The sequence below is a fragment of the Lampropedia puyangensis genome (assembly GCF_004833285.1).
Classification (GTDB): domain Bacteria; phylum Pseudomonadota; class Gammaproteobacteria; order Burkholderiales; family Burkholderiaceae_C; genus Lampropedia; species Lampropedia puyangensis.
Window position 1 is genome coordinate 115,505 of record NZ_STFG01000011.1, and the last position, 6,896, is coordinate 122,400.

8 protein-coding genes are annotated in these 6,896 nt (G+C 51.0%); 2 read left to right on the forward strand and 6 right to left on the reverse strand.

Annotated features, from left to right (window positions below):
- Positions 1–162: 162 nt before the first annotated feature.
- Together dapB and E9531_RS11090 are read right to left on the reverse strand one after the other, a co-directional pair.
- On the reverse strand, positions 163–981 hold the full coding sequence (dapB, locus tag E9531_RS11085) for a 4-hydroxy-tetrahydrodipicolinate reductase (RefSeq protein WP_136573824.1): 819 nt from the start codon (positions 979–981) through the stop codon (positions 163–165).
- Positions 982–1,107: 126 nt separating this feature from the next.
- Positions 1,108–1,662, reverse strand: coding sequence for an outer membrane protein assembly factor BamE (locus E9531_RS11090; RefSeq protein ID WP_136573825.1), 555 nt, complete (start codon positions 1,660–1,662; stop codon positions 1,108–1,110).
- Between the two features lie 110 nt (positions 1,663–1,772).
- On the opposite strand from E9531_RS11090, the gene fur reads away from it, so the two are divergent.
- Positions 1,773–2,195 (forward strand): ferric iron uptake transcriptional regulator, encoded by a 423-nt coding sequence (gene fur, locus E9531_RS11095; protein WP_136573826.1) that lies wholly within the window; start codon positions 1,773–1,775, stop codon positions 2,193–2,195.
- A gap of 100 nt (positions 2,196–2,295) precedes the next feature.
- Here fur and E9531_RS11100 read toward each other — a convergent pair whose 3' ends face one another.
- Entirely contained in the window at positions 2,296–3,081 is a 786-nt protein-coding gene (locus E9531_RS11100; RefSeq protein ID WP_136573827.1) for an MOSC domain-containing protein, read from the reverse strand.
- Between the two features lie 75 nt (positions 3,082–3,156).
- Here E9531_RS11100 and E9531_RS11105 point away from each other — a divergent pair, with 75 nt between their 5' ends.
- Positions 3,157–3,591 carry a hypothetical protein gene (locus E9531_RS11105; protein ID WP_158291768.1) on the forward strand — a complete coding sequence of 145 codons (435 nt, stop codon included), beginning with the start codon at positions 3,157–3,159 and terminating at the stop codon, positions 3,589–3,591.
- A 9-nt stretch (positions 3,592–3,600) separates the two neighbouring features.
- Here E9531_RS11105 and E9531_RS11110 read toward each other — a convergent pair whose 3' ends face one another.
- From E9531_RS11110 to E9531_RS11120, 3 genes are all read right to left on the reverse strand, one after another.
- Positions 3,601–4,143: a YaeQ family protein gene (locus E9531_RS11110; protein ID WP_136573829.1), complete on the reverse strand. Its 543-nt coding sequence runs from the start codon at positions 4,141–4,143 to the stop codon at positions 3,601–3,603.
- A 315-nt stretch (positions 4,144–4,458) separates the two neighbouring features.
- Positions 4,459–5,178 (reverse strand): NAD(P)H-dependent oxidoreductase, encoded by a 720-nt coding sequence (locus E9531_RS11115; protein ID WP_342210859.1) that lies wholly within the window; start codon positions 5,176–5,178, stop codon positions 4,459–4,461.
- Positions 5,179–5,265: 87 nt separating this feature from the next.
- A complete protein-coding gene (locus E9531_RS11120) occupies positions 5,266–6,708 on the reverse strand; it encodes an NAD-dependent succinate-semialdehyde dehydrogenase (RefSeq protein ID WP_136573830.1) in 1,443 nt (480 codons plus the stop codon).
- Positions 6,709–6,896: the final 188 nt, after the last annotated feature.

Sequence of the window (6,896 nt, forward strand, 5' to 3'; positions counted from 1 at the left end):
CCGTATTTGGATGACCAGCGGGACATTCCCTATCACACCAAAATTTCAATCAGACAGAAAATAGTGAGTTTTGCAAGAAAGAAAAATGGCCTTGAAGAAGGCCATTGTGGTTTTTGTCGAAATGCGTTTTAGGCACACTGCACATCTATCTGATATGTGAGATCACTCGCGCAAACCCAGCACATCAAACATATCAAACAACCCCGTCTTTTGTGATGCCAGAAACTCGGCTGCGCGGATACTCCCTTGCGCATAACCGGCTCGGCTAGATGATTTGTGGCTGATTTCTATACGCTCACCAGTGCCAGCAAAGAGCACAGTATGGTCGCCCACGATATCGCCACCACGAATCGTGGCAAAACCAATGCTAGACGGATCTCGCTCCCCGGTATGGCCATAACGCTCATAGACTGCGCAGTCTTTCAAGTCACGCCCTAAAGCACTCGCGATCACCTCTCCCATTTTGAGAGCAGTGCCTGATGGTGCATCCACTTTATGCCGATGGTGTGCCTCGATGACCTCAATGTCATAACCTGTTGAAAGCGCCTTAGCAGCCATTTCCAGCAATTTGAAAGTCACATTCACGCCCACACTCATATTGGGCGAGAAAACAATCGCTTGGCGCTGGGAGCATTGAGCCAATTGCGCTTTTTGCTCCTCATCAAATCCAGTTGTTCCAATGACCGTCTTAACACCCAGAGCATCGCACACCTGCAAATGCGCCAACGTTCCTTCGGGCCGGGTGAAGTCAATCAACACATCTGCGCCGGTCAAGCCTTGTTCAATCGAATCTGTAATCAATACGCCCGTTTCACGACCCAGGAAAGCGCCAGCATCCATTCCAATCTGAGGGGAACCTGTGCGATCAAACGCCCCGCTAAGTTGGTGGCGGCCACCTTGCAAAATGGTTTCTATCAACATATGGCCCATCCGGCCGCTGGCACCTGCAATGGCAATTTTCACGGAAGCTGCTGTAGTCATTTCACTCTTTACTAATCATCAAACACAAGACCTTCGCATAGGGCATAGCGGCCTTGACATGCTCAAGCAGGCTGTGCTGTTCCAAGCAACGCCATGACTTGGTGGGGGGGGGAGAAACCTTATGTGCTACTCAAGCGGAGGGTAACTACCACGCGGCTGAACAGCTGGCTGTGCATCTGAATCGCTGGCATCCGCACCAGATTCTGCTTTTTTTGCCGGAGCGAAGCGCTCAAGCTGCTCTGGCGTTGCTTCAAGTTTTGGAATTTTGGGTTTGTTGTTTTGAGCGCCAAGAATAGCCACAAACTCACTCTCAGAAGGCATTTCATCGCCCTCGACGCGTTCCATCACAAATCCACTGAAAAAGACAGTGAGCTTTTTCTCCTCAAACGTCAAGCCTTTACGCTTGATGGTGAACACATAGTCCCAGCGGTCTGCATGAAAAACGCTGGTAACCAACGGTGAGCCCAAAATATCGCGCACCTGTTCGTGGGACATTCCTGGTTTGAGCGCCTGAACCTGTTCATTCGAGACGAAGTTGCCTTGCACAACTTCAATTTGATACGGCGTAATCGCATTGACCAGCCGATGGCTGGAGCGGTCAATGCTGCTGCAGCCAGCCAGCACACCTGCCGACAGCACAGCAACCCCCATCAGCAAACCACAAATCGATCTTTGGTACATTGCTTGCAAAAGCCCCGTGATAAAAAGTTATGATCGGGGCATTGTAGCGGCAGCGTGACTGCCTTACCGAGCCTTCACTGGCTGGCTTCTTGGATGGGGACTGAACTGAAATGACAAACAACATAGAGGAACTCAAAAGCACGGGCTTGAAAGCGACTCTGCCTCGGCTCAAAATTCTGGAAATTTTCCAGAAAGCCAAGCAACGGCACATGACGGCAGAAGATGTCTACCGGATTTTGCTCGATGAGCGATCCGACATCGGCTTGGCTACGGTTTACCGCGTTTTGACGCAGTTTGAACAAGCCGGCATCTTGGATCGCCGTAACTTCGAAAGCGGCAAGGCGGTCTACGAACTCAACGAAGGGCAGCCGCATGACCACATGGTCTGCACGGCTACTGGCAAAGTTGAGGAGTTCTACGACGCAGAGATTGAGCGTCGCCTTAAAGAAATTGCAGAAGAGCGCGGCTGGACTGTTCACGACCATGCAATCACTGTCTATGGCTTCAGCCCTGGAACAGGCAATAATCGATAAAAGGCAGCAATCGAAGGAAGAGCAGCCTAGCTTAATGCCAGCATTTACCGCTCCTCCAACGCCTGCACAGCGCCAACTGTCACGCAGGCCTTAGGACTTATCAAGTCTGCAACTGAACGTGATCTCCCACTTGGATGCGCCCTACACTTCGTGCATAGAAGTTCATGCCAAAGCATGCGCCTTGGGCCAGTTGATGTGTTTTCGCCAAAGTTTTCAAAGGCTCTTTCTCTGGCGATAACTGGGCCGTGCCTGGGTCGAGATTTACAATCTTGCACCGTCCGCACGGTTTGAAGCCCGTCAGCAGAACCCCGCCTATCTGCACATCTTTCCATTTGTCTTCGGCATAAGGTTCCAGTCCGTCCACCACGATATTGGCGCGAAATCGCCGCATACTGACAGGGGACTGCAGTGCCTGATTGAGGGCATTCAAAGATACCTCGGAGGTCAAGAGGTAAGGGGCGCCATCAGCGAACGACAAGGTTCCCCCCCCATTGGCTGCCAAAGTGCGGTGCGGAGCCGCGCCTACATAAAACAGACGGCACGGCATTCCCATTTGATCACTCAGCCAAGCATCAGTCTCAGCGGGGCCGCTATAGGCTTGGAACTGGTCTTTCCAAACGATCACGTTGGCAAGCTCCTGATAATCTGCGCGGTGCACAACACAAGCACGCCCATTAGGGGCCCTTAAGCGCAGCCCTGTATCGGTCAACTCCGGCTGCCACAACAACAGACTCTCGACCTCACGTGCAGTGATGAAGCGCCCAGACATATCAGCAACTAGCCACTCTCTATCGCCCACAAAGCCCTGCATTCCCACTTGCGCATGATCCACAACAATGGCCCCCATCGACTTCACGGGGTAAAGATTCAAGGCGGTCACTTTCATGCGTACTCCTTAGCCATTGGCACATTTCTCCAGGCCAAAAGAAAAGGAACTATTTTGCCGCGTAAGATGCGCGCCATGTTTTACATGCTCTTCAAATCGTTGCACATATTCGTCGCCATCGCGTGGCTGCTTGGTCTTTTGGTATGTGGTGTGTTACTTCGCACTCGTGATATGTCTGCCCCTGCAGAACAGCAGTACATATTCAATTCACGCATAGCGCTCATTGCACGCAACATCTGCCTATGGTGGGTGATGCCGGTGATGACACTGGCCCTAATTGCGGGCATCTACATGACCGTGGTGGCGGGCTGGTGGCACATGCATTGGGTCTTTATCAAGCTTAGTTGCGCCGCACTGCTTGTGGTGTTAGCAATATTTCAAGCGCGCACCGCACGTCTTTGGCAACAAAATCCAATGGTTCTGCCCCCATCTTGGTTGGGGCTAGGGATCCCTCTGACCTTGGTACTTGGCATTGCCTTGTTATATCTGGCCTTCTCCAAGCCAATCTAAGTAACGCGCTCAAGGGCGTAAAACATCCAAAGAGACGGTCACATCGCCTTTGTTACTACTCACATAAACAATTCCGTCCTGCACATTGAAGTGCAGTTCCATATTGCGCTCAGCCAAGACCGCTAAGGCTTGGCTGGCCTGCGTATCAACTGACCGCACATGCAAATTCCGGGCTTTAGCAACCTTTCCCTCTGTTGCCTTCCACCAGATGGATTGCGTGCGCCCATATGCATAGAGCCACACCTGCTCCGCTTTACCACACGCTTTGAGAATACGCCGATCTTCTGGTAATCCCAAGTCGATCCAAGCTTCAATCGATCCCGTCAAGTCTTTTTGCCACAGTTCCGGTTCGTCCACATCACTCAAGCCTTTGGTTAGCGTCAGACGATCCTCTGCATTTGCGTGCAAGGCAAATGCGAGCAGCCGAATCATCAAACGCTCATCGGTTTCTGATGGATGCCTAGCCACAGTCAACGAATGACTGCCATAGTAATGCCGATCGTTGTCGGCAATGTGTAAGGTGGCTTTATAAATGGTGGCGTTGAGTGCCATGTGGATACCGCTTCGAAAAAAATCAACCACGAACCATATCACGGTCCATTACGGTGGCGAATGGAACAACGGCTATTGTTTCCGTCTTCTTTCATCCGGCAGAACACAGAAACCAGCATTTCCGATGCAGCTTCCTCAATCCGCCCCCCAGAATCAATGCGGTACGAAAAGGCTGGTCTAATCACCTTTACAAATTTCGTCCCTGAAGGGCTACTACCCCCCGTTAAGACTTAACAGTATTTGCCGCCATCTATGTAATGCCAGCAACGTATGCCACGGATGCGCTGACCTCTACCGAGCTCCCCTCACTACCTCTCAACCATTGCGCCCTAAACGCTTGGCTTTTTCAAGCCACTTGGCGAGCTTCGCGCTATCGGCATAACGTACCGGGCTGAACGTCGTGATTTTTCTAACACGAATTCCAGTGAACTCCAGAATCGTTCGACGCGTTTGATTATGTCCAGGAGCGCGATTGACCAGTCGGTAATACCAAGGAGGCGTATCCATCGTGACGAGAATATGTGCGGTTTTTCCCTTCAGCAACTTGTCCCAAAATGGCGAGTTGTTACGATATTGGTAAGCAAATCCCGGTAAAAACACCCGATCAAAAAATCCCTTGAGAATTGCAGGCATGCCACCCCACCAAGTGGGGTACACCAACACGATGTGAGTGGCCCAAGTGATCAGCTCCTGTGCGAGTAGCAAATCAGATTCCAGCGGTTGCACTTTGCGGTAGCCATGATGCAGAATCGGATCAAAATCCAGGCGCCCCACTTCCAGCCAGCGGACCTCACGCCCTGCAGACTCTGCCCCCTCCACATAGGCCTTGCCCAAACTGGCACATAAGCTCTTACCATCAGGGTGACCCAAAATCACCAACACACGCTCTCCCATAGGGATCCTTTTTTTCTTTTTAAAAAGAGGATATCTTAGAGCGAGTTGCGGATTTTTCGACACACAGCAACGCAATTGGGGAGAATTCAAATCGAAAAGAAAAATGCCACCGGCGCTCATACCGGTGGCATTCTTGATCATCGCAGTGAAAGTGAATCTGCAAGGCTTCAGCGCACCAAGCCGACTCCGGTGAAATCAGCATGTGAAAAACTGCCTCACTGCATGCACTTAAATGCCCGTAATCGCGACCGCCTTGCTGATCAGGTGCTCTTCCAAAGCCTCGTGACCGCCCTCGGTGCCTAGGCCAGAGTCCTTCACACCACCAAATGGGAACTCAGCCGATGGTGTGGCGGGTTGGTTGATCCACAACATGCCTGTTTCCACGCGATCAGCAAGTGTGTGCACGTTCTTGAACGAGCGCGTAAACGCATAGGCCGAGAGGCCAAAACTCAAACGGTTGGCTTCATTGATGGCTTCGTCTAGCTGTTTGAAGCTTCGTAAACCAGCAATCGGGCCAAACGGCTCTTCATTGAACAACATCGAATCCTTGGCAGGTTCGACCACCAAAGTCGGTGCAAAGAAGTTACCCACATCCCCCACACGGTAGCCACCAGTGACGATATCGCCGCCCTTGACTTTGATGTCAGCAATGATTTTTTCCATCGCGGACAAGCGTCGATCGTTCGCTAATGGGCCGATTTTGGTATCAGCAGCCAAACCATCTCCGACCTTCAAGCTTTCAGAATAGCTAACGTACGCGTTCTGGAATGCCTTAGTCAAGGATTCGTGCACCAAGAAGCGGGTTGGCGCGATACAGATTTGCCCTGCATTGCGGTATTTGGCCATGCCGATGGCTTTGACAGCCAGATCAACATCGGCATCTTCTGCCACGATTACTGGAGCATGCCCCCCCAACTCCATCACCACTTTCTTCATGTGCTCACCTGCTTTGGCAGCAAGCTGCTTGCCAACTGGAGTTGAACCAGTGAAGGTCACAAAGCGAATCACGGGACTAGCAATTAAATATTCGGAGATGTCGGCAGGGTTACCATAGACCAAGCCAATCACACCTTCAGGAATTCCCGCATCAACAAAACATTGCAAAAATGCAGCAGGTGACGCTGGGGTTTCTTCAGGCGCTTTACACAAAAAAGAACAGCCTGTTGCCAATGCAGGACCAAGCTTGCGTGTGACTTGGTTTAGGGGAAAGTTCCAAGGTGTAAAAGCAGCCACTGGGCCGATTGGTTGCTTAATCACCATTTGGTGGCTAGCTGTATTAGCACCTGGCACGATGCGGCCATAGACACGGCGACCTTCGTCGGCAAACCACTCCGTCATATTCGCGCAATTGAGCACTTCAACCTTGGCTTCTGCCACTGGTTTACCTTGCTCAATCGTCATGATACGAGCAATGTCATCAGCACGCTGACGCAACAAAGAGGCCGCTTCGCGCATGATGCGTTGACGTTCGACAGAAGACGTTGTCCGCCATACCTCAAATCCATTTTGGGCCGCAATCAAAGCTTCATCTAAATCTGCAGTTGAGGCATGAGCGACTTTTCCAACCACTAGCCCTGTGGCCGGATTGAATACATCTTGTGTACGCCCATCAGCTGCGTCGCGCCACACATTGTTGATTAATAAGCGAGTATCAGGGTACCGAAAAACCATATTGATGTCCTAGCAAACATAAAGAACGCACGTATTAGGACTTTAACCGCTATAGACATTCTTTGCATAAAACACAAGACACGCAAGCGAAGCAATTTGAAATATGGCCTACTAAGCAAGCAAACACCAGCAAAGTTCTCGCCTGCCGATCAATTTTTGAGTAGTTATATTTTCTGCAAAGCAAAACC

What these genes read in the sequence shown, in the direction of transcription:
- E9531_RS11090 (WP_136573825.1), bottom strand. Translation starts at nt 1,662, where the DNA reads ATGTACCAAAGATCGATTTGTGGTTTGCTGATGGGGGTTGCTGTGCTG.
- E9531_RS11110 (WP_136573829.1), bottom strand. Translation starts at nt 4,143, where the DNA reads ATGGCACTCAACGCCACCATTTATAAAGCCACCTTACACATTGCCGAC.
- fur (WP_136573826.1), top strand. Translation starts at nt 1,773, where the DNA reads ATGACAAACAACATAGAGGAACTCAAAAGCACGGGCTTGAAAGCGACT.
- E9531_RS11100 (WP_136573827.1), bottom strand. Translation starts at nt 3,081, where the DNA reads ATGAAAGTGACCGCCTTGAATCTTTACCCCGTGAAGTCGATGGGGGCC.
- E9531_RS11115 (WP_342210859.1), bottom strand. Translation starts at nt 5,178, where the DNA reads ATGATCAAGAATGCCACCGGTATGAGCGCCGGTGGCATTTTTCTTTTC.
- E9531_RS11105 (WP_158291768.1), top strand. Translation starts at nt 3,157, where the DNA reads ATGTTTTACATGCTCTTCAAATCGTTGCACATATTCGTCGCCATCGCG.
- E9531_RS11120 (WP_136573830.1), bottom strand. Translation starts at nt 6,708, where the DNA reads ATGGTTTTTCGGTACCCTGATACTCGCTTATTAATCAACAATGTGTGG.
- dapB (WP_136573824.1), bottom strand. Translation starts at nt 981, where the DNA reads ATGACTACAGCAGCTTCCGTGAAAATTGCCATTGCAGGTGCCAGCGGC.